The sequence below is a fragment of the Brenneria sp. L3-3C-1 genome (genome assembly GCF_016456245.1).
In the GTDB taxonomy this organism is placed as follows: Bacteria; Pseudomonadota; Gammaproteobacteria; order Enterobacterales; family Enterobacteriaceae; genus Brenneria.
This window is the reverse complement of sequence record NZ_JAEMHF010000002.1, coordinates 336113-362955: the sequence shown is the minus strand read 5'-3', so window position 1 is coordinate 362955 and position 26843 is coordinate 336113. Positions and strand designations below refer to the sequence as shown.

Annotated in this window: 23 protein-coding genes; 13 read left to right on the top strand and 10 right to left on the bottom strand. The window is 52.8% G+C overall.

The annotated features are described in order from the left end of the window. Positions 1-197: 197 nt before the first annotated feature. Complete coding sequence (locus JG725_RS08105) at positions 198-689, top strand: YajQ family cyclic di-GMP-binding protein (protein WP_172289691.1); 492 nt, start codon at positions 198-200, stop codon at positions 687-689. Positions 690-721: 32 nt separating this feature from the next. Here JG725_RS08105 and JG725_RS08100 read toward each other — a convergent pair whose 3' ends face one another. The 8 genes from JG725_RS08100 to JG725_RS08065 form a co-directional block, all read right to left on the bottom strand. Then, positions 722-2086 carry an MFS transporter gene (locus JG725_RS08100; RefSeq protein ID WP_172289692.1) on the bottom strand — a complete coding sequence of 455 codons (1365 nt, stop codon included), beginning with the start codon at positions 2084-2086 and terminating at the stop codon, positions 722-724. Between the two features lie 157 nt (positions 2087-2243). After that, positions 2244-3134 carry a heme o synthase gene (cyoE, locus tag JG725_RS08095; protein WP_172289693.1) on the bottom strand — a complete coding sequence of 297 codons (891 nt, stop codon included), beginning with the start codon at positions 3132-3134 and terminating at the stop codon, positions 2244-2246. A 14-nt stretch (positions 3135-3148) separates the two neighbouring features. Then, on the bottom strand, positions 3149-3481 hold the full coding sequence (locus JG725_RS08090; protein ID WP_172289694.1) for a cytochrome o ubiquinol oxidase subunit IV: 333 nt from the start codon (positions 3479-3481) through the stop codon (positions 3149-3151). Beyond that, positions 3481-4095, bottom strand: a complete 615-nt coding sequence (locus JG725_RS08085; RefSeq protein ID WP_172289695.1) for a cytochrome o ubiquinol oxidase subunit III — start codon at positions 4093-4095, stop codon at positions 3481-3483. Before JG725_RS08085 ends, JG725_RS08090 begins: the two co-directional genes overlap by 1 nt. Further along, positions 4085-6076, bottom strand: a complete 1992-nt coding sequence (gene cyoB, locus JG725_RS08080; RefSeq protein ID WP_172289696.1) for a cytochrome o ubiquinol oxidase subunit I — start codon at positions 6074-6076, stop codon at positions 4085-4087. The genes JG725_RS08085 and cyoB overlap by 11 nt, the downstream gene beginning before the upstream one ends. Positions 6077-6080: 4 nt before the next feature. Beyond that, complete coding sequence (gene cyoA, locus JG725_RS08075; protein WP_172289697.1) at positions 6081-7043, bottom strand: cytochrome o ubiquinol oxidase subunit II; 963 nt, start codon at positions 7041-7043, stop codon at positions 6081-6083. A 417-nt stretch (positions 7044-7460) separates the two neighbouring features. Beyond that, a complete protein-coding gene (gene ampG, locus JG725_RS08070; RefSeq protein ID WP_199377519.1) occupies positions 7461-8945 on the bottom strand; it encodes a muropeptide MFS transporter AmpG in 1485 nt (494 codons plus the stop codon). Between the two features lie 62 nt (positions 8946-9007). Further along, complete coding sequence (locus JG725_RS08065) at positions 9008-9586, bottom strand: lipoprotein (RefSeq protein ID WP_172289699.1); 579 nt, start codon at positions 9584-9586, stop codon at positions 9008-9010. A gap of 288 nt (positions 9587-9874) precedes the next feature. On the opposite strand from JG725_RS08065, the gene bolA reads away from it, so the two are divergent. The 9 genes from bolA (at position 9875) to JG725_RS08020 (ending at position 20544) form a co-directional block, all read left to right on the top strand. Next, positions 9875-10189 carry a transcriptional regulator BolA gene (gene bolA, locus JG725_RS08060; protein WP_199377517.1) on the top strand — a complete coding sequence of 105 codons (315 nt, stop codon included), beginning with the start codon at positions 9875-9877 and terminating at the stop codon, positions 10187-10189. Between the two features lie 300 nt (positions 10190-10489). Next, on the top strand, positions 10490-11800 hold the full coding sequence (gene tig, locus JG725_RS08055; RefSeq protein WP_172289701.1) for a trigger factor: 1311 nt from the start codon (positions 10490-10492) through the stop codon (positions 11798-11800). 398 nt (positions 11801-12198) lie between these two features. Beyond that, positions 12199-12822, top strand: a complete 624-nt coding sequence (gene clpP, locus JG725_RS08050; protein WP_172289702.1) for an ATP-dependent Clp endopeptidase proteolytic subunit ClpP — start codon at positions 12199-12201, stop codon at positions 12820-12822. Positions 12823-12971: 149 nt separating this feature from the next. Continuing rightward, complete coding sequence (clpX, locus tag JG725_RS08045) at positions 12972-14246, top strand: ATP-dependent protease ATP-binding subunit ClpX (protein ID WP_172289703.1); 1275 nt, start codon at positions 12972-12974, stop codon at positions 14244-14246. A gap of 191 nt (positions 14247-14437) precedes the next feature. After that, complete coding sequence (gene lon / locus JG725_RS08040) at positions 14438-16810, top strand: endopeptidase La (protein ID WP_172289704.1); 2373 nt, start codon at positions 14438-14440, stop codon at positions 16808-16810. A gap of 198 nt (positions 16811-17008) precedes the next feature. Next, positions 17009-17281 carry a nucleoid-associated protein HU-beta gene (hupB, locus tag JG725_RS08035; protein ID WP_113864766.1) on the top strand — a complete coding sequence of 91 codons (273 nt, stop codon included), beginning with the start codon at positions 17009-17011 and terminating at the stop codon, positions 17279-17281. Positions 17282-17651: 370 nt separating this feature from the next. Next, positions 17652-19532: a peptidylprolyl isomerase gene (gene ppiD, locus JG725_RS08030; RefSeq protein ID WP_172289705.1), complete on the top strand. Its 1881-nt coding sequence runs from the start codon at positions 17652-17654 to the stop codon at positions 19530-19532. A gap of 138 nt (positions 19533-19670) precedes the next feature. Then, entirely contained in the window at positions 19671-20033 is a 363-nt protein-coding gene (locus JG725_RS08025) for a helix-hairpin-helix domain-containing protein (protein ID WP_199377515.1), read from the top strand. A 109-nt stretch (positions 20034-20142) separates the two neighbouring features. Then, positions 20143-20544: a thioesterase family protein gene (locus JG725_RS08020; RefSeq protein ID WP_172289707.1), complete on the top strand. Its 402-nt coding sequence runs from the start codon at positions 20143-20145 to the stop codon at positions 20542-20544. A gap of 194 nt (positions 20545-20738) precedes the next feature. On the opposite strand, the gene queC is transcribed toward JG725_RS08020, so the two are convergent. Together queC and JG725_RS08010 are read right to left on the bottom strand one after the other, a co-directional pair. Continuing rightward, positions 20739-21440: a 7-cyano-7-deazaguanine synthase QueC gene (gene queC, locus JG725_RS08015; protein WP_172289708.1), complete on the bottom strand. Its 702-nt coding sequence runs from the start codon at positions 21438-21440 to the stop codon at positions 20739-20741. Positions 21441-21561: 121 nt separating this feature from the next. Continuing rightward, entirely contained in the window at positions 21562-22638 is a 1077-nt protein-coding gene (locus JG725_RS08010) for a PLP-dependent cysteine synthase family protein (protein WP_172289709.1), read from the bottom strand. A gap of 117 nt (positions 22639-22755) precedes the next feature. On the opposite strand from JG725_RS08010, the gene JG725_RS08005 reads away from it, so the two are divergent. The 3 genes from JG725_RS08005 to JG725_RS07995 all read left to right on the top strand — a co-directional run bounded on the left by JG725_RS08005 (position 22756) and on the right by JG725_RS07995 (position 26838). Then, a complete protein-coding gene (locus JG725_RS08005) occupies positions 22756-23217 on the top strand; it encodes an Lrp/AsnC family transcriptional regulator (RefSeq protein ID WP_172289710.1) in 462 nt (153 codons plus the stop codon). Between the two features lie 77 nt (positions 23218-23294). Next, the gene (locus tag JG725_RS08000) at positions 23295-25064 is read left to right on the top strand and encodes a SmdA family multidrug ABC transporter permease/ATP-binding protein (RefSeq protein ID WP_199377513.1); all 1770 of its coding nucleotides are present in this window, start codon (positions 23295-23297) and stop codon (positions 25062-25064) included. Then, on the top strand, positions 25057-26838 hold the full coding sequence (locus tag JG725_RS07995; protein ID WP_172289712.1) for a SmdB family multidrug efflux ABC transporter permease/ATP-binding protein: 1782 nt from the start codon (positions 25057-25059) through the stop codon (positions 26836-26838). Before JG725_RS08000 ends, JG725_RS07995 begins: the two co-directional genes overlap by 8 nt. Positions 26839-26843 lie beyond the last annotated feature (5 nt).

The following is a 26843-nucleotide window of genomic DNA, read 5'->3' as shown; positions in this document are numbered from 1 at the left end:
TATTGATACGGGAACAGACGTTCTTGTCCAGGCCCAACATAGGCCATTATTGTTATCGGCAGTTTGCATATCAGGCTAATGAGTCTGCGTCGAAGAGTAAAGTCTGACGATGATAAGCTCGCTATCGGCTCGTATTTTATTTATGACAAAGGAGCGGTTATGATGCTCGCCAGCCAAACTTGTCAGGAGAACAAATTATGCCGTCTTTCGATATTGTTTCGGAAATTGATATGCAGGAAGTCCGTAATGCGGTGGAAAACGCGACGCGGGAACTGAGCACCCGTTGGGACTTCCGCAATGTTCCGGCCAGCTTTGAACTGAATGAAAAATCACAAAGCATCAAAGCGGCCAGCGAGTCGGATTTTCAGGTACAGCAATTGATCGATATCCTACGAGAAAAATTGCTGAAGCGCGGTATTGAAGGCGGTTCGCTGGAGATCCCCGAAGAGATAGAACACAGCGGTAAAACCTACAGCGTCGAGGCCAAACTGAAGCAGGGGATTGAAAGTACGCTGGCGAAAAAAATCGTTAAGCTGATTAAAGACAGCAAACTGAAAGTACAGGCGCAGATTCAGGGCGAGCAGGTGCGGGTGACGGGGAAATCGCGCGACGATTTACAAGGCGCCATGGCGTTGGTGCGCGGCGCCGACCTGGGGCAACCGTTCCAGTTCACGAACTTCCGTGATTAATCGGTAACAGGTCAGCGCGGCCGGTCTGTTTTTCACGGCTGGCTGACCAACTGCTCTAACTGCTGTCTGCTGATTTTCTGGTTATCGATTTTGACGTAGGCGCTGAACTCATCGGGTACGATAATCACTTCCGCGACGCCGGGCTGAGTGCGCATTTTTTGCTCCAGATCGCCGTTGCGTAAGGCGAAATCGGAGAGCGTAATTCTCAGGCTGCTGAGGTAGGGCGGTTCTTGCATGGTCAGGCTGACCATCAGCCAGATAACCGCAATCGCCGCGCCGGCGATGAAAACAAACGCCGCGCCGTACAATTCGAATACCCCTCCGCCAAGACTGCCGCCAATCGCGACCCCGAGGAACTGCGTCGTAGAGTAGACGCCCATCGCCGTGCCCTTGTATCCGGCCGGCGCTTCTTTGCTGATCAGCGAAGGCAACAGGGCTTCCATCACGTTGAATGCCAGAAAGAAAAGCTGTACGCCGAGGATAAGGTATCCGAGTTGATTTCCTGCCGACCACAGCACCAGCTCGGCGGCGATAAGCACCACGACACAGCCGACGAACACCTGCTTCATCCGTCGTTTCAATTCGGCATAAATAATAAAGGGCACTACGCCGGCGAATGAAATCAGCATGGTCGCCAGATAGACTTTCCAGTGGTCCTGCGGCGCCAGCCCGGCTTGTTCCAGCACCCTTGGCAATGCAACGAAGCTCGACATAAGCAGAATGTGTAAGCACATGATGCCCACGTTCAGCTTCAGTAACCGGCTATTGCCCAAGACCTTATGAAAACTGCCGCGCACCATCGCCGATTCGCGGTTCAGTATATGGGCCGGGGCGGCGGGGATCAGGGTAAGGGTAATCACAATGCCGATCAGCGTCAGCAGGGTAATGCCCCAGAAAAGCGCCTGTAATCCAAACGCATGGGTGACGATGGGGCCTAAAACCATGGCGATGGCGAAGGTAACGCCGAAACTGACGCCGATAAACGCCATGGCTTTGGTGCGGTTCTGCTCGCGGGTGAGATCGGAAAGCAAGGCCATGACGGCGGCGGAGATAGCGCCCGATCCTTGCAAGGCGCGGCCAAGAATGATGCCCCAGATTGAATCGCTGAGGGCGGCAATCACGCTTCCCAGCGCAAAAATCAGCAATCCGCCGACGATTAACGGTTTTCGGCCAACGCGATCTGACAACAGTCCGAATGGGATTTGAAAAATGGCCTGCATCAGGCCATAGATGCCGATAGCAATACCGATAAGGGCTTCGCTGGCGCCTTGCAACGCCATACCGTAGGTGGTCAGAACGGGCAGCACCATAAACATGCCGAGCATACGCAGAGAAAATACCGTGCCTAAGCACCATGTCGCACGGAGCTCGCCTGGGGTCATTTTGTTATCGTTCATTGATACCTCGGGAAAACAGTCGGCGCTATTCTAGTTGGTTATCCATCATTGCGTAAACGACAGGTTTGTTACGTTATTTGGCGGGCGGAGTCGAAGAGGGCGGTATAAAAAAACAACAGGCGGATAAATCCGCCTGAGTTTTCGAATGCGGCTTTTGTCAGCGCAGGTAGGTCAGCAACACGTCCTGCGTCGGAGCGATGGAGTCGACGGACATCATCACGCTCAGCGAGGTAATGGCGACAATGGAAAACACAAACAGTTTTTTGGCCCATACCCGGTCGTCATTGGCGTTTTTATAGCCCGACAGCGCCATGCCCAACCACCATACGCTGACGGCGGCGGCCACCACCAGATATTTGTAACCGGCATAACCGCCTAAAGAGAGCATCAGGGTCGCAACCATAAACGCCAGAATATACAGCGTGATATGGTTTTTCGCCACGGAAATGCCTTTCACTACCGGCAACACCGGGATATTGGCCGCCTGATAATCCTTGAGTCGGAAAATGGCGATGGCGTAGGAGTGGGGCATCTGCCACAGGCTGAAAATCAGCAGCAGAATCAGGGCGCCGGCGTCAAACTGGTTACTGACGGCGCAATAGCCGATAACCGGCGGCGCGGCGCCTGACAGGCTGCCAATCAACGTGCCGTAAACAGAATGGCGTTTCATGTACAGGCTATAGACGCCGACATAAACCACGAAGCCCATCACGGCCAGCCACATGGCTAACGGATTGGCGGCGATATACAGCAACGCAAAGCCCGCAATACCCAGCACCGCCGCATAAACCAGCGTGACTTTCAGTGAAATCAGTCCCTTTACCAGAACCCGATTCTTGGTTCTCTCCATTTTTTTGTCGATATCGCGATCGATGACGTTGTTGAACACGCAACCGGACGCAACAACCAGCGATACCCCAACGAGGGTGGCGAGAAACAGGACATAATCAATGCTGCCCTGGGCAGCAAGGAGAAATCCGCCGATAACAGAAATTAGATTACCGAAAATAATTCCTGGTTTAGTGACTTGCAGGTATTGCTTAATCATCTTTTACGGCTCTGTTACTGGATCATCATGTTGTGGTGCGCGCTCATCATAATCCAGATGGAGCCGACAACGACAATTGCGATAATCAGGACGGTAAACACAAGGGCCACCACATTCCAACGCTCTTCAGAGGACGAATTCAGATGCAGAAAGTACACCAGGTGCACCAGAATCTGAATCACCGCACATCCCAGGACCGTCAGAAGAATGACGTTATGTGAAGCGGAGCCGGCCATGACCAGGCCGAAAGGAATCACTGTCAGAATAACCGACAGCACAAAACCTATCAGGTAGGATTTGACGCTGCCGTGGCTGGCGCCTGCATGATCGGTGGTAGAATGACTCATTACATCGCCCCCATCAGATAAACAACGGTGAAGACACAAATCCATACCACGTCAAGGAAGTGCCAGAACAGGCTCAGGCACATCAGACGCGTTTTATTCGTCGCGGTCAAACCACGGCTGGAAACCTGAACCATCATGATGATGATCCAGATCAGGCCGGCGGTAACGTGGATACCGTGCGTCCCCACCAGCGCAAAAAACGCCGACAGAAACGCGCTGCGATCCGGGCCAAAGCCTTCGGCGATCAGGTGATGGAATTCATAGATTTCCATCGCGATAAACGCCAGACCAAACAGGAAGGTCATCGCCAGCCAGGCGTTAACCTGCGACTTGTTACCCTTGTTCATGGCGATCATCGCCATGCCGTAGGTGATACTGCTGAACAACAGGACGAAAGTTTCGACCAGCACGAAAGGCAGTTCGAAAATGTCCTGCCCTGTCGGACCGCCGGCGGTACCGTTAACCAGCACTGCATAGGTTGCGAACAAAGACGCAAACAAAATACAGTCGCTCATCAGGTAGATCCAAAAGCCGAATACTTTGGTGGCTCCTGCATCGTGGTGCCCATGCTCGGCATGGGCTGCGCTATGGTTGGTCAGAGTTTCAGTTGACATGTTTCAGACCTGCTTTGCTGATTTGATCAAAATTCTGATTCTCAATTTGCTCGATTTCCTTAACCGGAACGTAGTAATCAACATCCTGGTTAAAGCTATGCACGATCCAGGTCACGATCATTCCGGCAAAGCCGATAATCGCCATCCACCAGATATGCCAGATCATGGCAAAACCGAACACCAGGCTGAAGGCGGAAATAATGACGCCCGCGCCGGTGTTTTTCGGCATATGGATCTCTTCATAGCCGGCCGGTTTCCGGTAGGCTTCGCCTTTCTCTTTCGCATCCCAGAACGCATCGCGTTCATGAACGTGCGGCACGGTGGCGAAGTTATAGAACGGCGCCGGAGAGGAGGTTGACCATTCCAGCGTGCGGCCGTCCCAGGGGTCGCCCGTCAAATCGCGGTTCTGGTGGCGATCGCGAATACTGACGTAGAATTGCATCACTTGGCACAGTACGCCGATACCGATCAGCACCGCCCCTACCGAAGCAACCACCAGCCATGCATGGAACTCAGGATTAATCTGCTGACTCAAACGGCGGGTCATGCCCATGAAGCCCAGCACATACAGCGGCATAAAGGCGACGAAGAAGCCGATGATCCAGAACCAGAAAGCGCGTTTACCCCAGGTTTCGTTCAGGGTGAAGCCGAATGCTTTCGGGAACCAGTAAGTAATACCGGCAAAGCACCCGAATACCACACCGCCGATGATCACGTTATGGAAGTGAGCAATCAGGAACAGGCTGTTATGCAGGACGAAGTTGGCTCCCGGTACAGCCAGCAGAACCCCCGTCATCCCGCCGATGGAGAAGGTGATAATGAAGCCGATGGTCCATAGCATGGCGGAGTGGGACTGAATGCGGCCCTGATACATGGTGAACAGCCAGTTGAAGATTTTAACCCCGGTCGGGATTGAAATAATCATGGTGGCGATACCAAAGAAGGCGTTGACGTTCGCCCCGGACCCCATGGTGAAAAAGTGGTGCAGCCAAACGATAAACGACAATACGGTAATCGCGATGGTCGCCCACACCAGCGAGGTGTAGCCGAACAGGCGTTTTTTACAGAATGTGGCCACGATTTCGGAATAGATGCCGAATACCGGCAGCACCAGAATGTACACCTCGGGATGGCCCCAGGCCCAAATCAGGTTGATGTACATCATCATGTTGCCGCCCATATCATTGGTAAAGAAATGGGTGCCGAGGTAACGGTCAAGCGTCAGCAACGCGATAGTCACCGTCAAGATCGGGAATGCGGCAATAATCAGGACGTTGGTGCATAGGGCCGTCCAGGTAAAGACCGGCATTTTCATCAGCGTCATGCCCGGCGCGCGCATTTTCATGATGGTGGCGAAGAAATTGACCCCGGTCAGCGTGGTGCCCAGACCGGATATCTGTAAACTCCATATCCAGTAATCGACCCCGACGCCGGGACTGTACTCCTTGCCGGAAAGCGGTGGATAAGCCACCCAGCCGGTTTGGGCAAACTCGCCGATTCCCAGCGATATGTTGATCAGAATGACGCCGACCACAAATAACCAGAAACTCAGCGAGTTCAGGAAAGGAAAGGCCACGTCGCGGGCGCCGATTTGCAGAGGAACCGCCAGGTTCATCAAACCGACGACGAACGGGGTCGCCACGAAGAAGATCATGATCACGCCGTGAGCGGTGAAGATCTGATCGTAGTGGTGCGCGTTGAGGAAGCCGGCTTCACCGGCGGAGGACAGCGCCTGTTGACCGCGCATCATAATGGCGTCGGCAAAACCGCGAACCATCATCACCAACGCGACGATGACATACATGATGCCGATCTTTTTATGGTCTACAGAGGTAAACCATTCTGTCCATAACCATTTCCACTTGCCGAAATAGGTAAGTGCCGCCAGCAGCGCCAGGCCGCCGACAATGATCGCCGCCACGGTGACCATGATAATAGGTTCATGATACGGAACCGCATCAAGTGTAAGTTTTCCGAACATCGTATTATCCCTCGGCTCCTTGGTGCGAGCCATGCTCGCCCATGTTCATACTCTCATCGTGGCGCATGTTTTCATCGTGCTTCATGCCTTCGCCATGATGCTGCATGTTCATGTTGTTGCCTGTGAATTTGAGAATAATATTCCTGAATAAATCCGGTTGAACACTGGAGAAGTATTCCACGGGATGAAATTCACTTGGCTGGGCCAGTTGGTTGAATTCATCCATGCTGTTGAGTGTCTTGGAAGACGCACGAACGTTGGCAACCCATTGGTCAAACTCCTGCTGGGTAGGCGTGGCGATAGCCGTGAACTTCATTCCCGAGAAGCCTCTTCCGCTGTAACCGCCGGAAATACCATCATATTTACCCGCTTCGTTGGCAATCAGATGCAGCTTGGTTTGCATGCCGGCCATTGCATAGATTTGTCCGCCGAGACGAGGAATGAAAAACGAGTTCATCACTGAGTCAGAGGTGAGTTTGAATGCAACAGGCGTGTCGGCAGGGAAAGCGAGTTCATTGACGCTGGCAATCCCCAGATCCGGGTAAATGAACAGCCATTTCCAGTCAAGGGAAACCACTTCGACATTAATGGGTTTAACGTCGGATTCCAAAGGCTTATAAGGATCAAGCGAATGGGTGGTTTTCCAGGTAATCGCTGCAAGAATAACGATAATGATAATGGGCACTGTCCAGACAACAGCTTCGATCTTGTTGGAGTGGGACCAATCGGGAGTATATTTCGCCTTCTCATTGGAAGCTCTGAACTTCCAGGCAAAGGCAATGGCCATAATGATGACGGGAACGACAACGATCAACATCAGCCCGATGGCGGTCAGTATTAACGATCGTTGTTCTAACCCGACTTGTCCTTTGGGGTTCATCAATGCCATATCGCAGCCGCTGAGCAGTGCTGTGGCTGCAAATAAAGACAACATCCCAAAAATTTTATTGTATTTCCTGAGTCTCATCTAGCGACCTCAATTACAAGGGCTCTATTGTCATTTCACGCGAGCGGGCATTTTACGGGAAGGTTACTGTACTGTAAACATGATTAGGGTTATGTCAGCCAGTTGTTGCTGCTTTTTGCACGAATTGTCACAAAGACAGCAGTAAATAAAAAATGGTATTTAAAAACAGGTAATTAACGTTTTACCCAGGCAAAAGTATGGATTGATAATAAAAAATTACAACCCATAGCGACTTTTATTTTCAAGAGAGTAGATATTTTGGGTATGGCAAGCATTTTCGTCAAAAAAACAAAATAGGTTTACGAAAAAGGTTGCCGTATGAAATAAATTTTTCCCCTTACCCGATTATTTACAAAAAAATAATTTAATAAGGGGATAAAACCACAGAATAAGGCGCTTTTATCCCTTTGACGCCGCTCAGCCGTAACGTTTCGACGGCGCCCGCAGTGAAAGATAGTCCAGCAGGCTGCCGAGTAGAATGCCCAGCAGCGCCAGTCCGCCGCCCGCCATCAACACGTAATCGGCCAGCCATGGCAGGGCAGTCCACCCCATGGCATTGGTTATCAGCAGCACTAACCACAAGCCCAACAGACTCGAACCGATAGCCAGCGTACGCAATGCCGCGCTGTAATAACCGGGAAACGAGTGACGCAACAGGAAAGCGTCGGTTTTTTGCATGTATTCCAATGTTCTTCGGCACACCATTAAAAGAAACAGACCTGGCAAGGCCGCGACGATCGAAAACAGATAAAACCATGCCCAGCCGTGGGCCTCGACAAACCAGCCGGCAATCGGGCCGACATACACCCGTCCCACGGCGGAAAGGGCCGACAGCAAGGCAAACTGCGTCGCGGAAAAAGATTTGTGGCACAGCGTCATTAATAGCGCGACAAACGCCGCGGTTCCCATTCCGCCGCACAGGTTTTCCAGAAAAACGGCGCTGGCCATGCTGAACAGGTTTTTATCGGTGATCGCCAGCAACCAGTAGCCGGCATTGGATACCGCCTGCAAAATACCAAACAGCATCAATGCCCTGAACAACGTCAGCCGTTGCATCAGCAATCCGCCGTAAACCGCGCCGACAATCGTGGCAAACAGGCCCAGCGTTTTGTTTACCAGACCGACATCCCCGGCGTTAAAACCGACGCCGCGGATCAGGAACGTGGTCGTCAGGCTCATGGCGAAGGCATCGCCTAATTTGTACAACACGATCAACAGTAAGATCAGCCAGGCATTGTTGCGGCCGAAAAAGTCACGCAGCGGCGCAACGATGGCCTGTTCCATCGTCCGCGGCGCGGGCTGGCTGTTATCCGGTTCGGGGGCCAGCAGGGTGGCAAGCACCCCGATGAGCATTAATCCCGCCATCAGCCAGTAAGTCGCCTGCCAGCCCAATAGCCTGTCCGCTATCCACAACGCCAGTCCGCCGGAGACCAGCATCGCCAGTCGATACCCCAATACTGAAACGGCGGCGCCGGTTCCGCGCTCCGCCGGCGGCAGCAGGTCGGTTTTATAGGCATCAAACACGATATCCTGTGACGCCGAGCAAAACGCAACCAGTACCGCCAGCGCGGCCAGCCACCAGAGATCGCGAGCGGGATTCATAAAGCCCATGCAGACAATCGCCACGATCAGCAACAGTTGGCTCAGCAGCAGCCATCCCCGTCTGCGCCCGAGAAAAGGCGGGGTGTAGCGATCCATCAAGGGCGACCACAGAAATTTGAAGACGTACGCCTGACCGACCAGAGAGAAAAATCCGATGGTTTTCAGATCGACATTTTCTACCGTCATCCAGGCTTGCAAGGTGCCGGAGGTAAGCGCCAGCGGTAGGCCGGAAGCAAACCCGAGCAGCAGCAGGAAAAGCGAATTACGCTGACTAAACAGATTGATGATACGACTAAGCATGGGAAGTCCTTTCCCTTGCTCCGCAGGGGAAGTTGCAGAGCAAAGGAAGCGGATTGAAGTAATTAACGGGCGTTCTCTTTAATAAATGTGCTGACGCTGGTGTCTTGCGCCATATCGTTAATGACATCGCTTAACACGGTATTAACGGCATTGGTGATGTTCTGATTGTTAGCGGTAAAAGCGCCCTGGACGCTATAGGTCGCCCGGTAGTTTTTAACCTGCTTGTTGCCGTTGTTCGCCTGGGAAATAATCGAAATATCCGCTTTGGTGGTGATGTTGTAACGCAGATTGCCTTCGGATACATCGGCATAAAGATGATTCACCACGATCTGCAACGCGACCGGGCCGCCGGTGCCGATCATATAGCCGCGAGCGGCCATTTGTTTTTCCAGCGCCTCCTGCAACAGGAAACGCAGGTCGCGTGACGGAGTCAGGGTCAGCAATTGCCCGTCGCGGTTAACTTTAGCCAGCGCCTGATCGGCACGCTGGTCCGCGCCGTTAATACTGATCGTAATGCCCATCAGCGTCGGATCCTGTGAGGGAAGGCTGATGCTGGGCGTAATATTGAGGGTATTGCTTCTGTTTGCGCAACCCGCAAGTATCAGTACGGCCAGAAGAGGGAAAAATAATTTTTTTAACATTGGTATTTTCTCAGTAATGATTAGGGTGGTGAGCTGATAAAAATTCCCGATATCATATCATTGCCGCCGACAGGGGAAAGAGCGGAGAGTGGGTAATTTCTCCTGAAATTTATCTTTTCTCTCCCTTACCTCTGGCAAAATCGTTTTTATCACATCGAGACCGCTGAATAAATGTCGGCCGGTTGCTATTTTTCCCTTAATAGTTATGTTACAGAGCCATAGCGCTGTGCAAAGCAGCTAAAATGGATGTGGGACAGCGAACTTTTTTAAAGCCGAAGGGGTAGCCGTATGATACGTGAAGTCATAGAAGAAAAATTGCGTGTGGAATTCGAGCCGCTCCACCTGGAGGTGATCGATGAAAGCTATCGTCATAACGTGCCCGCGGGATCTGAAAGCCATTTCAAGGTGGTGATAGTCAGCGAACGTTTTTCCGGGGAACGGGTGTTGGGCCGCCATCGGGCTATCTATGCGTTATTGGCCGCGGAATTAGCCAGTACGGTGCACGCGCTGGCGCTGCATACCTATACGCGAAAAGAATGGGAGAGTTTGCAGAATAGCGTTCCTTCATCACCCCCCTGCGGCGGCGCCGGCATCATGTCATAATTCTTGATATAACCCGTTTGCGAACGGGTTATTCATCAAAGTGTGAATGTCCTGTTGTAATAGTCTGCCCGCCGTCCTCGACTCATCCTATCTATACCGCTATAATGCCGCGTCTATTTTTCCGGAATGTATTCGGGACGCTTCTGACTACAGGGAATCGGGTCTGGTAACGACATGGTGGCCGTCCCGGTTCCGTAAGGCCTTTTCGACGTGCCGGTTGGCGCTTGTTCGAAACGGGTTTTGCTGTTGTGAGAATAGTTTTGGGGTTGACCGAGCACTGTGATTTTTTGAGGTAACAAGATGCAAGTTTCTGTTGAAACCACTCAAGGCCTTGGGCGCCGTGTAACGATTACCGTTGCTGCTGACAGCATTGAGAGTGCAGTTAAGAGCGAACTGGTCAACGTGGCCAAAAAAGTACGTATTGACGGCTTTCGCAAAGGCAAAGTGCCGATGAACGTTGTCGCTCAGCGTTATGGTGCATCCGTGCGTCAGGACGTGCTGGGCGATTTGATGCAGCGTAATTTCGTTGACGCCATCATCAAAGAAAAGATTAACCCAGTTGGTGCGCCGAACTATGTTCCGGGTGAGTATCAGGTGGGCGGCGACTTCACATACTCTGTGGAGTTCGAAGTTTATCCGGAAGTCGAATTGAAAGATCTGGAAGCCATCGAAGTTGAAAAACCGGTGGTTGAAGTCACTGACGCCGACGTGGATACCATGCTGGAAACGCTGCGTAAGCAACAGGCGACCTGGAAAGAAACCGATCGCGCGGCGGCGGCTGAAGATCGCGTTACTCTCGACTTCAGCGGTTCTATCGATGGCGAAGAGTTTGAAGGCGGCAAAGCCTCCGATTTCGTACTGGCTATGGGCCAGAACCGTATGATCCCCGGTTTTGAAGATGGCGTTGTGGGTCACAAAGCCGGCGAAGAGTTCACCATTGATGTGAATTTCCCTGAAGACTACCACGCTGAAAACCTGAAAGGTAAGGCGGCTAAATTCGCTATCGTTCTGAAGAAAGTGGAAGAGCGCGAGTTGCCTGAACTGACTGAAGAATTCATTAAGCGTTTCGGCGTGGAAGATGGCTCTCAGGAAGGTCTGCGCGCCGAAGTTCGCAAGAATATGGAACGTGAGTTGAAAGGCGCGGTGCGTAACCGTGTGAAAACCCAGGTTCTCGACGGTCTGGTCAAGGCGAATGAAATCGATGTGCCTGCCGCGCTGATCGACGGTGAAATTGACGTTCTGCGCCGTCAGGCCGCGCAACGTTTTGGCGGCAATGAAAAACAGGCGCTGGAACTGCCGCGCGAACTGTTCGAAGAACAAGCCAAGCGTCGCGTTATTGTCGGCCTGTTGCTGGGCGAAGTCATCAGCAGCAATGAACTGAAAGCCGACGACGCGCGCGTCAACGCACTGATCGAAGAGATGGCTTCCGCCTATGAAGATCCGCAGGAAGTTATCGAGTTCTACAGCAAAAACAAAGAACTGATGAACAACATGCGTAACGTTGCATTGGAAGAACAAGCGGTTGAAACACTGCTTGCCAAAGCAAAAGTGGTTGAGAAATCCGTCAGCTTTAATGAACTGATGAATCAGACTGCGCCTGCTACCGCATAAGCATCATTCCGCTGCTGCGTCAGGGGAGATGTTTCCCTGTCAATAAAAGCCCGTAGCCTTATGGCGCGGGTTTTTTCTATTTGAATGATAGCCGTATCCTCTGTTTGTTGTTAAACGGCGAACCTTAAATTGCACTATTATGTAACAGAGGGGAAAGCTAACCAGCCGGGGGGCGAGGCTGATTACGCTTTAATATAAAACAATGGATAGTGTAAGCTTGAAAAACGCTATGAATGCCCCACATAAGTGAAGAGAAAAGTCCGGTATCATTAGGGACGTCCGCTAACCGTGTTGTCCCACGGATACGCGCGCCGAATGCATGAGCATGGTCATCATCGTTTATCTCAAGTAGAATCGGGCGATAATGGTGCAGGACGTATTTTATCTAGGAGACGTGAATGTCATACAGTGGCGAACAAGAAACACAAGCACCCCACATGGCCCTGGTGCCGATGGTGGTTGAGCAAACCTCTCGTGGGGAGCGTTCTTACGATATCTATTCCCGTCTGCTGAAAGAACGGATAATCTTCCTGACCGGTCAGGTCGAAGACTATATGGCGAACCTGATTGTGGCGCAGATGTTGTTTCTGGAAGCTGAAAACCCGGAAAAGGACATTTTCCTGTACATCAACTCTCCCGGGGGCGTCATTACTGCCGGCATGTCCATTTACGATACCATGCAGTTTATCAAGCCGGATGTCAGTACGATTTGTATGGGGCAGGCATGTTCCATGGGATCGTTCCTGCTGGCGGCGGGCGCGAAAGGCAAACGTATCTGCCTGCCCAACTCACGGGTAATGATTCATCAGCCGCTGGGCGGATTCCAGGGGCAGGCGACGGATATTGAAATCCATGCCAAAGAAATATTGAAAGTAAAAGCCAGAATGAATGAATTGATGGCTAAACATACGGGCCAGTCTCTTGACGTGATAGAAAGAGACACGGAACGTGACCGTTTCCTCTCTGCCAATGAGGCAGTAGACTACGGCTTGGTGGATTCTGTATTTACTCACCGTGAGTGATAATCTGCTATGTTGATAGTTTAATCAGTGTTCGACCGATGGTCTGTTTGCGATGTTTTTGGCGCGTATCGGCTATGAATATCGGCGTTCGCTGTAGCGATATCGCTGTGATTGGCCTGCGGGCAAAAGACTAAGAAGAGGTTTTACTCATGACAGATAAGCGCAAAGACGGTTCAGGAAAGTTGCTGTACTGTTCTTTTTGCGGCAAAAGCCAGCATGAAGTACGCAAGCTGATTGCCGGGCCGTCAGTGTATATCTGCGATGAATGTGTTGACTTGTGTAACGACATTATTCGCGAAGAAATTAAAGAAGTGGCGCCGCATCGTGAACGCAGCGCACTGCCGACGCCACACGAAATTCGTCACCATCTTGATGATTATGTTATCGGTCAGGAACAGGCTAAGAAAGTGCTGGCTGTTGCGGTGTACAACCACTACAAGCGGTTACGCAACGGCGACAGCAGTAACGGCATCGAACTGGGCAAAAGCAATATTTTGCTGATTGGTCCGACCGGTAGCGGTAAAACCTTGCTGGCCGAAACGCTGGCGCGTTTCCTTGATGTACCGTTCACCATGGCGGATGCGACAACCTTGACCGAAGCGGGCTATGTCGGTGAAGACGTTGAAAACATCATCCAGAAATTGTTGCAGAAATGCGACTATGACGTGCAGAAAGCGCAGCGTGGTATCGTCTATATCGATGAAATCGACAAGATTTCACGTAAGTCCGATAACCCGTCGATTACCCGCGACGTGTCCGGCGAAGGGGTTCAGCAGGCGTTGCTGAAGCTGATTGAAGGCACTATCGCCGCCGTTCCGCCGCAGGGCGGGCGCAAGCATCCGCAGCAAGAGTTTTTGCAGGTCGATACCTCCAAGATCCTCTTCATCTGCGGCGGCGCTTTTGCCGGGCTGGATAAGGTTATCGAGCAGCGTACCGACACCGGGCGCGGTATCGGTTTCGGCGCGACGGTAAAAGGCACGGCTGAAAAGGCGACGGAAGGCGAACTGTTGGGTCAGGTCGAACCCGGCGATTTAATCAAGTTTGGTTTGATCCCTGAATTTATCGGTCGTCTGCCGGTGGTCGCCACGCTGAAAGAGTTGAGCGAAGACGCGCTGATCCAGATCCTGCGCGAACCGAAAAACGCCCTGACGAAACAGTATCAGGCGTTGTTTAACCTGGAAGGCGTTGAACTGGAGTTCCGTGATGACGCTCTGACGGCTATCGCCAAGAAAGCGATGGCGCGTAAAACGGGCGCTCGCGGTCTGCGCTCCATCGTTGAGGCCGCATTGCTGGAGACCATGTACGATCTTCCGTCGCTGGAAAGCGTCGATAAAGTGGTGATTGACGAGTCCGTCATCGCCGGCCAGTCCGAGCCTTTGCTGATTTATGGCAAACACGAAGCGCAGCAGGCATCCGGCGAATAATTAGCCGATTACACCGTTCTGCAAGACAAAAATGGGGGATTTTATCCCCCATTCGCTTTTACACGCGTTCTGGTCGTTGAATGTGAGATATTTATCCCCATATACTCGAATACCTATTTGGTGAAACCCGTGAAGATCGCGTTTCACGAGATTCCCTTAACCTGGCGGAAACGAAACTAAGAGAGAGCTCTATGAACCCTGAGCGTTCCGAACGCATAGAAATCCCCGTATTGCCGCTGCGCGATGTGGTGGTTTATCCGCACATGGTGATTCCGTTGTTTGTTGGTCGTGAGAAGTCAATTCGGTGCCTTGAAGCTGCAATGGATCATGATAAAAAGATCATGTTGGTGGCGCAGAAAGAGGCCTCAACGGATGAGCCAAGTATTAACGATCTTTTCTCGGTAGGGACGGTAGCCTCAATTCTTCAAATGCTGAAACTGCCGGACGGCACGGTGAAAGTGCTGGTTGAAGGGTTGCAGCGCGCGCGGATCACGACACTTTCCGACAGCGGCGAGCATTTCGCCGCGCAGGCCGAATATCTGGACTCCCCGGCGATTGATGAGCGCGAGCAGGAAGTATTAATGCGCACGGCGATCAATCAGTTTGAGGGATATATCAAGCTGAATAAAAAGATCCCGCCGGAAGTTCTGACCTCGCTGAACAGCATTGACGATGCCGCGCGTCTGGCCGATACCATCGCGGCGCATATGCCGTTGAAACTGGCGGATAAGCAGTCGGTGCTCGAAATGTCCGACATCACCGAGCGTTTAGAGTACCTGATGGCGATGATGGAATCCGAGATTGACCTGTTGCAGGTTGAGAAGCGGATCCGCAGTCGGGTTAAAAAACAGATGGAGAAGAGCCAGCGCGAGTACTATCTGAATGAGCAAATGAAGGCGATTCAGAAAGAACTTGGCGAAATGGACGATGCGCCGGATGAACATGAAGCGCTGAAGCGCAAGATCGACGCGGCGAAAATGCCGAAGGAAGCGCGGGAAAAAACCGAAGCGGAATTGCAAAAGCTGAAGATGATGTCGCCGATGTCCGCCGAGGCGACCGTGGTGCGCAGCTACATCGACTGGATGGTGCAGGTTCCCTGGAATGCCCGCAGCAAAGTGAAGAAAGACTTGCTCAAGGCGCAGGAAATGCTGGATACCGACCATTATGGTCTTGAGCGGGTAAAAGAACGCATTCTGGAATACCTGGCGGTGCAGAGCCGCGTCAGCAAAATCAGAGGGCCGATTCTGTGTCTGGTCGGGCCGCCGGGGGTAGGTAAAACCTCGCTGGGGCAGTCCATCGCCAAGGCGACCGGGCGTCAGTATGTGCGTATGGCGCTGGGCGGCGTGCGCGATGAAGCGGAAATCCGCGGCCACCGGCGCACCTACATCGGTTCCATGCCGGGCAAACTGATTCAGAAGATGGCGAAAGTCGGGGTGAAAAACCCGCTGTTCCTGTTGGACGAGATCGACAAAATGTCTTCCGACATGCGCGGCGATCCCGCGTCCGCCTTGCTGGAAGTCCTCGATCCGGAACAGAACGTGGCGTTTAACGATCACTATCTGGAAGTGGATTACGATCTGTCGGACGTGATGTTTGTCGCCACGTCCAACTCAATGAACATTCCGGCGCCGCTGCTTGACCGTATGGAAGTGATCCGTCTTTCCGGTTATACCGAAGACGAGAAATTAAACATCGCCAAACAGCATCTTTTGCCGAAGCAGATAGAGCGCAATGCGCTGAAGAAAAACGAGCTGTCCGTGGAAGATAGCGCGATTGTCGGCATTATCCGCTACTACACCCGTGAAGCCGGCGTGCGTAATCTGGAGCGTGAAATCTCCAAGCTGTGCCGGAAAGCGGTAAAAATGCTGCTGATGGATAAAACAGTTAAACATATCCAGATAACGGGCGATAATCTTAAGGATTTCCTTGGCGTACAGCGTTTCGACTATGGCCGGGCGGACGAAGAAAACCGCGTTGGTCAGGTAACCGGTCTGGCGTGGACGGAGGTCGGCGGCGATTTGCTGACCATTGAAACCGCCTGTGTTCCCGGTAAAGGCAAGCTGACTTATACCGGGTCATTGGGCGAGGTCATGCAGGAGTCGATTCAGGCCGCGCTTACCGTGGTGCGCGCCAGAGCGGAAAAACTGGGCATCAATGCGGATTTCTATGAGAAGCGCGATATCCATGTTCACGTTCCTGAAGGCGCGACGCCAAAAGACGGGCCGAGCGCGGGGATTGCGATGTGCACCGCGCTGGTGTCGTGTTTGACGGGGAATCCGGTGCGGGCAGATGTGGCGATGACGGGTGAAATTACCTTGCGTGGTCTGGTGCTGCCGATCGGCGGCCTGAAAGAGAAACTGCTGGCCGCTCACCGTGGCGGCATCAAAACGGTATTGATACCGGATGATAACAAGCGCGATCTTGAAGACATCCCGCAAAATGTCATTGCCGATCTGGATATCCATCCGGTGAAACGCATCGAGGAAGTATTAGCGCTGGCGTTGCTGAATGCGCCTTATGGCATGCAGGTGGTTAGCTCCAACTCCACCGCCAAGGCAAAATAGTGACCTATCGCAAAAACCCTTGATAAAATCAGGGCTGGTAAGTTAAATCGTGCTTGCCAGCCTTTTTTTGTACCGCTAAGTTAGAGCACTGTTGGTTTTAGCTGTAACTTGCTAAGGTCTGACAGGATTGATATAAAGTTACGTGTCGTGTTTTAGGAAATTTCAGCGCGACAGTTGAATTCCAGAGGGGATGAGAGAGTGAACAAGTCACAATTGATCGACAAAATTGCCGCAGATGCTGACATTTCCAAAGCGGCGGCAGGGCGTGTGTTAGATGCAATTATTGGTTCCGTTACCGAGTCTCTGAAAGATGGGGATGATGTTGCTTTGGTTGGTTTCGGTACTTTCTCAGTGCGTGAACGCGCTGCTCGTACCGGCCGCAATCCGCAAACGGGTAAAGAGATCAGTATCCCGGCAGCAAAAGTTCCCGGCTTCCGTGCGGGTAAAACATTGAAAGACGCCGTTAACTGATTATTACGTCACAGGTTTGGCGGATAACACGCTGTGTTGCCAAACATTATCTGACGCAAAGATATTGGTAAGGTAAGATATGAGGCGCATCATTTTATGATGTGCCTTTTTTTATGACGGGCCGCCGCAAGCGACGTTGAAAATCGCTTTGCGATTTTTTATGACGGGCGGAGATACCTGTCACCCTGCGGGCTGTCGCTAAAGATGTTGAAAAACATGCCTGATGTTTTTTTACTGGCAATTCAGGTTACTATTGTCAGACAGAGCTTAAACGCCCCAGGCCTTGTTTGCAGTCCATAGTAATACAAGGACGCACGGTTCAGGCCGGCGCAGGGCGTGTTATCCATACTACAGCGGAGTGTTGTCACACATGATGGACAATTTACGCGCGGCCGCTAATAACGTCGTGCTCAAAATTATTCTTGCCTTGATTATTGCGTCATTCGTTTTAACCGGCGTTGGCGATTATCTTATCGGTGGTTCCGGAGACTATGCGGCGAAGGTTAATGGGCAGGAGATTACCCGGGCTCAGCTTGAACAGGCGGTACAAAACGAACGTAGCCGCCAGCAGGAAGCGCTGGGTGAGAATTTTTCTATTTTGGCGAGTAATGACGGTTATATGCAGCAACTGCGCAGGCAGTCCCTTGCACAGTTGATTGATGAAGTGCTGCTGGATCAGTACGCTGATAAGTTAGGGTTGAATATCAGCGATGATCAAATCAAACAGGCGATCTTCGCTGTCCCTGCGTTTCAAACCAATAACCGCTTTGATAATGAAAAATACCTGGCTCAGGTTCGTCGTCTGGGCATGACGCCCGATATGTACGCCGAGCTGTTGCGTAAGCAGTTGACCTCACAGCAACTTATTCGCGGATTTGGCAATACGGCGTTCATTCTGCCGCAGGAAATCGACAATCTGGTTAAGCAGGCTGCTCAGGATCGGGTTATTCGTCTGGCGACCATCGACGTTGAGGCCAACGCCAAGACGCAAAACGTTTCCGATGATGAAGTCCAGAGCTATTACGATCAGAACCAGGCGCGTTTCCTGGCGCCGGAAGCCTTTAAGGTGAGCTATATCACGCTGGATGCGGCGAGCATCATGGATAAAATCACGGTCGATAATGCCGCAATCGCCGATTTTTATGAAAAAAATCAAAGTGACTACGCCCAGCCTGAGCGCAGGAAATTCAGCGTTATTCAGGTGAAAACCGAAGCCGATGCGCAGTCTGTGCTGGATAGCCTTGAGCAAGGCGCCGATTTCGCCGCGCTGGCGAAAGAAAAGTCTACCGATGTGATCTCGCGCCGCAATGGCGGAGATTTGGGATGGATGGATGAAAACTCCACCATTGATGAGCTCAAGCAAGCCAATCTGACGGAAAAGGGGCAGGTTTCTGCGGCGATAAAATCCTCCGTTGGGTATTTGATCGTCCGTCTTGATGATATCCAACCTCGGCAGGTCAAACCGTTGAGTGAAGTCCGTGACGACATCGCCGCCAAAGTGAAGCATGAAAAGGCGCTCGATGAGTATTATGCATTGCAGCAAAAAGTCAGCGAAGCCGCCAGCAACGACAACGAGTCTTTGGCCTCCGCCGAAGAAGCCGCGGGCGTGAAAGCCACGCAAACCGACTGGTTTACCCGCGAGCAAGTGCCTGCGGCATTGAATTTCCAACCGGTCACCCAGGCGATTTTCGATGGCGGACTGGCGGGCGAGAATGGTGGGCCGGGCAGTAACTCCGATGTGATTAATGTCGATGGCGATCGCGCTTTTGTGATCCGGATTACTGAGCATAAAGCGGAAAGCACGCGTCCGTTGGATCAGGTGCGCGAACAGGTCATACAGACGGTTAAGCGTCAGAAGGCGGAACAGCAGGCGCGGGTTGAAGCTGAAAAAATGCTGGCTGAGCTGAAACAAGGTAAGGATGACGCGCTTAAAGCCGCCAATCTGAGCTTTAGCGAGCCAAAAACCCTCTCTTCCATCTCCCAGGGGGATGCAATGGCGGAGTCTATTTTTGCTCTGCCGCTGCCGGTCAACGATCGACCTTCTTATGGTATTTCTCAGGATCAGGCCGGCAATGTGGTATTGGTGGCGCTGGACAGCGTTACGCCGCATCAACTGACCGACCAACAGAAAGAGCAGTTTGCCAATCAAATACAGCAAAGTTCGGTGGGGTCGCTATTTGATGCCTTGCTGACCAGTTTGCGCAGCGAAGCCAAAATTAAAATGGGTGCGGCGGCGCAGGAACAGCAATAAGCTCCGCATAAATTTGCAAATCGTTGCAACAGGAAAAGGCCGCTTTCGCGGCCTTTTCCATATTCAGAGAATGCCATTTGCGATGAAATCACGCCTGCGGCAAGGTAGCCATGCTGTCAAACACACGGAGGAAACAGCATGAAAAAGTCAGGAGTAAAAGCGCTTTGCTTGATCGTCGGCATGAGTCTGTCTGGGTTACCTTTAATCGTTCAGGCCGCGCCGAGCACCGAAAGTACCGGAAACGCAGCGAAGTCTGCGCCCAGCGTTCAACAATCGGAAAAAACGTTATTGCCCGCCACTGATGAGGACGAGGTAAGCATTAATATGGGAACGGCGGAAGATCTGGCCGCGGTGATGAACGGCGTCGGCCTTAAAAAAGCGGAGGCAATCGTCAATTATCGCGAACAGAACGGTCCTTTCACGCAGCTAGAACAATTGCAGGAAGTCCCCGGGATTGGCGCCGCCTTGGTTGAGCGCAATCTGTCACGCTTAAAATTGTGATGATTTTCGCAACCGCGTGGCGAAGTGGCCGCCGGTTGCGAACCGCTCTGCTAGGCTGGATAACAGTGATACGGGTTATCCGGATCTTTTGCCGCAGGAGCAGGGTTTTATGCAGACTTTCATCACCGTTCGTGGTTACCACATTGATGTTTACCAACATGTGAATAACGCCCGTTATCTGGAGTTTTTAGAAGAGGCGCGTTGGCAGTGGCTGGAAAAGTCAGCGGTTTTCGGCTGGATGAAAAGCAAGCATGTTGCTTTTGTCGTGGTGAATATCAATATCAACTATCGCAAACCCGCGGTATTGGGGGATGAATTGCGTATTGACAGCGCATTGCTGGAGCTTGGCGCCAGAAGCGGCGTGATGAGTCAGTCTGTTACCCGCCTGTCCGATAACACTATTGTTGCGGACGCAACGCTGACATTTGTTTGCATCGATCTTGTCGGGCAAAAAACGTTGCCGCTGGAGGGCGAGTTATTGGCGTACTTGAACGCCATTCGTCGGGCTTGAGATGCGGTGGCTTCCTTGTCTTTGGCCTGCGGCGGTTTGTTTAAAGTGTTATCGCGCATCAGGGAAATCATCAAGCGCAGGCAAGCTCGGCTGGTATTTGGGCCTGCCTGACATTTGTTACGCGCGCTATTTTAGGCCGTTTTTTTGTGGCGTGCCATTCTTGGCCGCCACCCTTGCGGGCTGCCGTGGCGATGTCAAAAACTACTCCCGGAAGTTTTTTGTTTCAGCGCCGTCATCACGCCAACGGGATCGCGCCGATACTGTTCCAGTCCTTTGGCGCGTAAATGGCAGGCGGCGCAATGGCCGCAGCCATCGCCTTTAATGCCGTTATAGCAGGTCAACGTGTGGTGACGGACGGTGTCCAACTGTTGGTAATAGTCCGCCAGCGCCCAGGTTTCCGCTTTATTGAGCCACATCAGCGGCGTGACGAAACGGATATCGCGGGCAATACCCAAGGTGACCGCCTGATTCAATGCCTTGACGAATTCATCGCGGCAGTCGGGGTAGCCGGAGAAGTCGGTTTCACACACGCCGGTGATTACGGCTTGCGCGCCGACCTGATAGGCATAGATGGAGGCCAGCGTCAGAAAAAGGATGTTTCGGCCCGGGACAAACGTGCTGGGAAGCCCCTGCGTATCGGCGTCATAGTCAGGGACGGGGATGTTTTCGCGCGTCAGGCTGCTGGCGGCCAGTTCATTCAGTAGTCCGACGTCCAGCACCTTGTGTGCCGTAGCGCCGAGTTGCTGCGCGAGTTCTCTGGCTATCTCGATTTCCGCCCGGTGACGTTGGCCGTAATCGAACGTTATACAGTGGACGTCATCATAGTGTTTCAGAGCCTGAATCAGGCAGGTTGTGGAGTCTTGTCCACCGCTAAAAACGACAACAGCGCGCTTCATTTTTCATTCACCTTGACGCATTGAGCCTCAAGGCGAACGGGCGGCCCTGAGGGGGAAAACCGCTATGTTACCTGAAAAAGCGTCGCCGTTCAGCGATGCGGCGCTTTCTCTTGCACAGGCGTCAGGCCATGTCCAGCGCCGCCGCGGAGTTGGATTCTGCTTTGGCGTTCAGCATATTGAGATAGGGCGTAAGGTCGCCGATATTTTTTTCAACCCAGGCGCTGTTGTAGTAGGTGTCCAGATAGCGTTCTCCGCTATCGCATAGCAGGGTAACAATCGCGCCCTGTTTACCCTGCGCCATCATTTGCCGGGCCAAATGCAGCATTCCCCAGACATTGGTGCCGGTGGACGCGCCAACCTTGCGGCCCAGAATGCCTTCCAGCCAGTAGAGCGTGGCAATGCTGGCCGCGTCAGGAACGCGTATCATGCTGTCGATAACCTCGGGAATAAATGACGGCTCCGCCCGTGGGCGGCCAATGCCTTCGATTCGACTGCCGCATTTGCCGATAAGGGCGCGATCGCGCTGTTGATAGCAGTCGTAGAAAACGGAGTTTTCAGGATCGACCACCACCAGTTGCGTATTCAGCCCCTGATAGCGGATGTAGCGTCCCAGTGTCGCTGAGGTGCCGCCAGTACCGGCGCTCATGACAATATAGTCGGGGACTGCGTAGGGTTCGCGTGACATCTGGCGATAGATGCTGTCGGCGATATTATTATTGCCTCGCCAGTCGGTCGCCCGCTCGGCGTAGGTAAACTGATCCATATAATGGCCGTTCAGTTGTCGGGCTAATTGCTCCGAGGCCGCATAGATTTGTCCGGCCTGTTCGACGAAATGGCATTGTCCGCCATAAAAAGCGATTTGCTCGATTTTCCGTTTGGCGGTGCAGGCGGGCATAACGGCGATAAACGGCAGCCCCAGCAGGCGGGCGAAATACGCTTCGGAGACGGCCGTGCTGCCGGATGAGGCTTCGATGATCGGCGTTCCTTGTTTTATCCAGCCGTTACACAGGCCATACAGGAATAAAGAGCGGGCCAGCCGGTGTTTTAGGCTGCCGCTGGGATGCGTGCTTTCGTCTTTTAAATAGAAATAAATACCGGGGTAATCCGGTAAGGTTAGTCGGATCAGGTGCGTATCAGCTGAACGTTGGAAATCAGCTTCTATGGCATGGATAGCGTTTTTTACCCAGGTGTTGGTCATGATGTCGGTCCGTTCAGCATTGATGATGAGTAGATTACCGAGTTTTCAGGAAAAAAAGGTTGCCTTTTTATCTTCAAATGGGGCAGTTTAGAGGAAAGTTTTCTACGGAATGGCGTTATGTTAGATAAAATAGACCGTGCTTTATTGGGCTTATTGCAACAGGACTGTACGCTTTCGCTGCAAACGCTGGCTGAGTCGGTGAATCTGACCTCGACGCCCTGCTGGAAAAGGCTGAAGAAGCTGGAAGAAGAGGGCTATATCCGGGCGCGCGTCGCATTACTGGATAACGAACGATTGGGGTTGGGGCTAACGGCGTTCGTATTGCTCAAGACTCAGCAACACAATAGCGAGTGGTATCAAACGTTCACCCGCGTGGTGTCGGAAATGCCTGAAGTATTGTCTTTCTATCGGATGGCCGGAGAGTATGATTATCTTATGCAGGTGCAGGTCGCTGATATGAAAAGCTATGATGATTTTTATAAGCGCTTGGTGAACGGCATTCCCGGGCTGGTGGATGTGACATCCAGTTTTGCCATGGAGCGCATCAAATACACTACGGCACTGCCATTATCGCTGTAATTCATCAGCCATCGGTTTCTGTATAATCATTTTTCCGGGTTCATACCAACTCCTCTGAATATTGGAATCAAAACTGCGTGAGACTGTTTGCTCAACTAAGCTGGTATTTCCGTCGAGAATGGCGGCGCTATTTAGGCGCGGTGGCCTTGTTGATTATGATCGCCATTCTGCAATTGCTGCCCCCCAGGCTGGTCGGCGTGGTGGTTGATGGCGTCACGCAACACAATATGCCCGCGGCCGAGATCATGAAGTGGATCGGCGTTATGCTGCTGACCGCGGCGATGGTCTATCTGCTGCGTTGTGTCTGGCGCGTTTTGCTGTTCGGCGCATCCTATCAATTGGCGGTTGAGTTACGTGAAGATTTTTACCGTCAACTCAGTCGCCAGCATCCTGCTTTCTATTTCCGCCACCGCACCGGCGACTTGATGGCTCGCGCCACCAATGATGTTGACCGCGTGGTCTTTGCCGCCGGCGAGGGGGTGCTGACGCTGGTCGATTCGATGGTGATGGGGTGCGCGGTTCTGGTTGTCATGTGCACCCAGATAAGCTGGCAACTGACATTGCTGGCGCTGTTGCCGATGCCGATCATGGCGCTGATTATCAAACACTACGGCACACAGTTGCATCACCGTTTTAAATCGGCTCAGGCGGCATTTTCCTCGCTTAACGATCAGGCGCAGGAAAGTCTGACCAGCATTCGCATGATTAAATCGTTTGGTCTGGAAGACTATCAGTCGGCGCGTTTTGCTCAGGTCGCCGCGGATGCGGGGGCCAAGAACATGTATGTCGCACGGGTAGATGCGCGTTTCGATCCCACTATTTACATTGCTATCGGGCTGTCGCATCTGCTGGCTATCGGCGGCGGCAGTTGGATGGTGATCAATGGCTCATTGACGCTGGGGCTATTGACCAGTTTTGTTATGTATCTCGGTTTGATGATCTGGCCGATGTTGGCGCTGGCGTGGATGTTCAATATCGTTGAACGCGGCAGCGCGGCCTATAGCCGTATTCGCCAGCTACTGTCGGAAGATCTGGTCGTCACGGACGGCACGCAATCCCTGCCGGCTGAGCGTGGCGCGCTTGAGGTTAATATTCATGCGTTTCATTATCCTGATAGCCCCCGAGGGGTGCTGAAAGATGTCAGCTTTACGCTGAAGCCGGGAAAGGTGCTCGGGCTGTGCGGCCCTACCGGCTCAGGCAAAAGTACCTTGCTGGCGCTTATTCTTCGCCACTTTAATATTGAGTCAGGCGATATTCGCTATCATAACGTTCCCTTGTCGAGCATTCGGCTGGATGAATTGCGTCACCGTTTTGCCGTCGTGGGGCAAACACCGTTCCTGTTTTCTGATTCGGTGGCGAACAATATTGCGTTGGGACGCCCTGACGCCACCCGGCAACATATCGAACAAGCCGCCCGCCTGGCCAGCGTGCATGATGACATTCTGCGGCTTCCGCAAGGGTATGACACCGAAGTGGGGGAGCGCGGCGTCATGTTGTCCGGCGGTCAGAAACAGCGCATCGCGATTGCCCGGGCGTTATTGCTGGAAGCGGAAATTCTGATCCTGGATGACGCCTTGTCCGCGGTTGACGGGCGGACGGAACATCAGATCCTGCAAAATCTTAAACAGTGGGGCGAGCAGCGGACATTGATTATCAGCGCGCACCGACTCTCTGCTTTAACGGAGGCGAATGAGATCCTGGTGCTCCAGCACGGGCAGACCATTCAACGAGGCAGTCATCGTCAGCTTGTCGCCCAGGCCGGCTGGTATCGCGATATGTACCGCTATCAGCAATTAGAAGCCGCACTGGATGATGTGCCGCTGGCGGAAGGGGAAAACAATGAATAGTCCTCGACAGCTTTGGCCGACATTAAAACGGTTGCTGGCCTACGGCTCGCCGTGGCGTAAGCCGTTGGCGGTGGGGATAGTGATGTTGTGGGTGGCCGCCGCCGCTGAGGTTTCCGGCCCGGTTCTGGTGAGTTACTTTATTGACCATCTTGTGGCGAAAGGCGAGTTTCCGTATGCGTTGGCCGCTGGATTGGCCGCCGCCTATCTCCTGTTGCAGATTCTGGCCGCCGTGCTGCACTATTTCCAGACACTGTTATTTAACCGGGTGGCCGTCGGGGTTGTGCAACAGCTGCGCACTGACGTCATGGACGCGGCACTGCGTCAGCCGCTCAGCACTTTCGATACTCAACCGGTCGGGCAGCTGATATCGCGTGTAACCAACGACACGGAGGTGGTGAAAGATCTGTATGTCATGGTGGTGTCAACGGCATTGCGCAGCGCAGCGCTGATTGGCGCCATGCTGGTGGCGATGTTTAGCCTGGATTGGCGGATGGCGCTGGTCGCGCTGACGATTTTCCCGGCGGTGTTGACCGTCATGATGATCTATCAGCGTTACAGTACGCCCATCGTGCGCCGGGTGCGTAGTTATCTGGCGGACATTAACGACGGCTTCAATGAAGTTATCAACGGCATGGGCGTTATTCAGCAATTTCGCCAGCAGGCGCGCTTTGGTGAAAAGCTGGGCAACGCCAGCCGCGAGCATTATCGGGCGCGTATGCAGACGCTGCGGTTGGATGGGTTTCTGTTGCGTCCGTTGCTCAGCCTGTTTTCGGCGCTGGTGCTGTGCGGGCTGTTGATGCAATTTGGCTTTAGTTCCGTAGGCACGGTCGGGGTTGGCGTGCTGTATGCGTTTATTAATTATCTCGGGCGCCTAAACGAGCCATTAATTGAGTTGACCACCCAGCAGTCGATGTTGCAACAGGCGGTGGTCGCCGGTGAACGGATCTTCGAACTGATGGACGGGGCGAAGCAAGGCTATGGCGGCGACGCGCGGCCGCTTACCCAGGGGCGCGTCGAGATTAATGATGTTTCCTTTTCTTACGGTACGGACAAAAACGTCCTGCAACATATCTCACTGACTATACCGGCCCGGGGGTTTGTTGCGCTGGTCGGGCATACCGGCAGCGGCAAAAGTACGCTGGCCAGCCTGTTGATGGGATATTACTCGCCGGATAAAGGTGAAATTCTTCTGGATGGGCGTCCGTTGCCGACCTTATCGCATCAGGCGTTACGCCAGAGCATCGCGATGGTGCAGCAGGATCCCGTGGTGCTGGCTGAGTCTATGTATACCAATGTTACGTTGGGCCGTGATATCAGTGAAGACGACGTATGGCGAGTGCTCGATATTGTGCAGCTATCCGATCTGGTGCGTTCGTTTCCTGACGGGCTCCATACTCACGTTGGGGAGCAGGGGAACAATTTGTCCACCGGGCAGAAACAGCTGTTGGCGATCGCCAGGGTGCTGGTGCAAACCCCCAAGATCCTGATCCTGGATGAAGCAACCGCGAACATTGATTCCGGAACGGAACAGGCGGTGCAAAAGGCGTTAAACATCATACGGGCGCAAACCACGCTGATTGTTATCGCTCATCGCTTATCGACGATTGTCGAGGCCGACACGATTATGGTGCTCCATCATGGACAAACCGTCGAACAAGGCACGCACGAGCAGTTGTTGCGCCAGCAGGGACGTTATTACCAGATGTATCAGTTGCAACTGGCGGGAGAGGAACTGGCGGCGGCGGTTACCCATGAGTCTGCTCCGGTGTCGTGATCGGG

Excerpts from the sequence above, each read along its gene's own strand:
- JG725_RS08105 (WP_172289691.1), top strand. The coding sequence starts at position 198 with ATGCCGTCTTTCGATATTGTTTCGGAAATTGATATGCAGGAAGTCCGT.
- JG725_RS08100 (WP_172289692.1), bottom strand. The coding sequence starts at position 2,086 with ATGAACGATAACAAAATGACCCCAGGCGAGCTCCGTGCGACATGGTGC.
- cyoE (WP_172289693.1), bottom strand. The coding sequence starts at position 3,134 with ATGATTAAGCAATACCTGCAAGTCACTAAACCAGGAATTATTTTCGGT.
- JG725_RS08090 (WP_172289694.1), bottom strand. The coding sequence starts at position 3,481 with ATGAGTCATTCTACCACCGATCATGCAGGCGCCAGCCACGGCAGCGTC.
- JG725_RS08085 (WP_172289695.1), bottom strand. The coding sequence starts at position 4,095 with ATGTCAACTGAAACTCTGACCAACCATAGCGCAGCCCATGCCGAGCAT.
- cyoB (WP_172289696.1), bottom strand. The coding sequence starts at position 6,076 with ATGTTCGGAAAACTTACACTTGATGCGGTTCCGTATCATGAACCTATT.
- cyoA (WP_172289697.1), bottom strand. The coding sequence starts at position 7,043 with ATGAGACTCAGGAAATACAATAAAATTTTTGGGATGTTGTCTTTATTT.
- ampG (WP_199377519.1), bottom strand. The coding sequence starts at position 8,945 with ATGCTTAGTCGTATCATCAATCTGTTTAGTCAGCGTAATTCGCTTTTC.
- JG725_RS08065 (WP_172289699.1), bottom strand. The coding sequence starts at position 9,586 with ATGTTAAAAAAATTATTTTTCCCTCTTCTGGCCGTACTGATACTTGCG.
- bolA (WP_199377517.1), top strand. The coding sequence starts at position 9,875 with ATGATACGTGAAGTCATAGAAGAAAAATTGCGTGTGGAATTCGAGCCG.
- tig (WP_172289701.1), top strand. The coding sequence starts at position 10,490 with ATGCAAGTTTCTGTTGAAACCACTCAAGGCCTTGGGCGCCGTGTAACG.
- clpP (WP_172289702.1), top strand. The coding sequence starts at position 12,199 with ATGTCATACAGTGGCGAACAAGAAACACAAGCACCCCACATGGCCCTG.
- clpX (WP_172289703.1), top strand. The coding sequence starts at position 12,972 with ATGACAGATAAGCGCAAAGACGGTTCAGGAAAGTTGCTGTACTGTTCT.
- lon (WP_172289704.1), top strand. The coding sequence starts at position 14,438 with ATGAACCCTGAGCGTTCCGAACGCATAGAAATCCCCGTATTGCCGCTG.
- ppiD (WP_172289705.1), top strand. The coding sequence starts at position 17,652 with ATGATGGACAATTTACGCGCGGCCGCTAATAACGTCGTGCTCAAAATT.
- JG725_RS08025 (WP_199377515.1), top strand. The coding sequence starts at position 19,671 with ATGAAAAAGTCAGGAGTAAAAGCGCTTTGCTTGATCGTCGGCATGAGT.
- JG725_RS08020 (WP_172289707.1), top strand. The coding sequence starts at position 20,143 with ATGCAGACTTTCATCACCGTTCGTGGTTACCACATTGATGTTTACCAA.
- queC (WP_172289708.1), bottom strand. The coding sequence starts at position 21,440 with ATGAAGCGCGCTGTTGTCGTTTTTAGCGGTGGACAAGACTCCACAACC.
- JG725_RS08010 (WP_172289709.1), bottom strand. The coding sequence starts at position 22,638 with ATGACCAACACCTGGGTAAAAAACGCTATCCATGCCATAGAAGCTGAT.
- JG725_RS08005 (WP_172289710.1), top strand. The coding sequence starts at position 22,756 with ATGTTAGATAAAATAGACCGTGCTTTATTGGGCTTATTGCAACAGGAC.
- JG725_RS07995 (WP_172289712.1), top strand. The coding sequence starts at position 25,057 with ATGAATAGTCCTCGACAGCTTTGGCCGACATTAAAACGGTTGCTGGCC.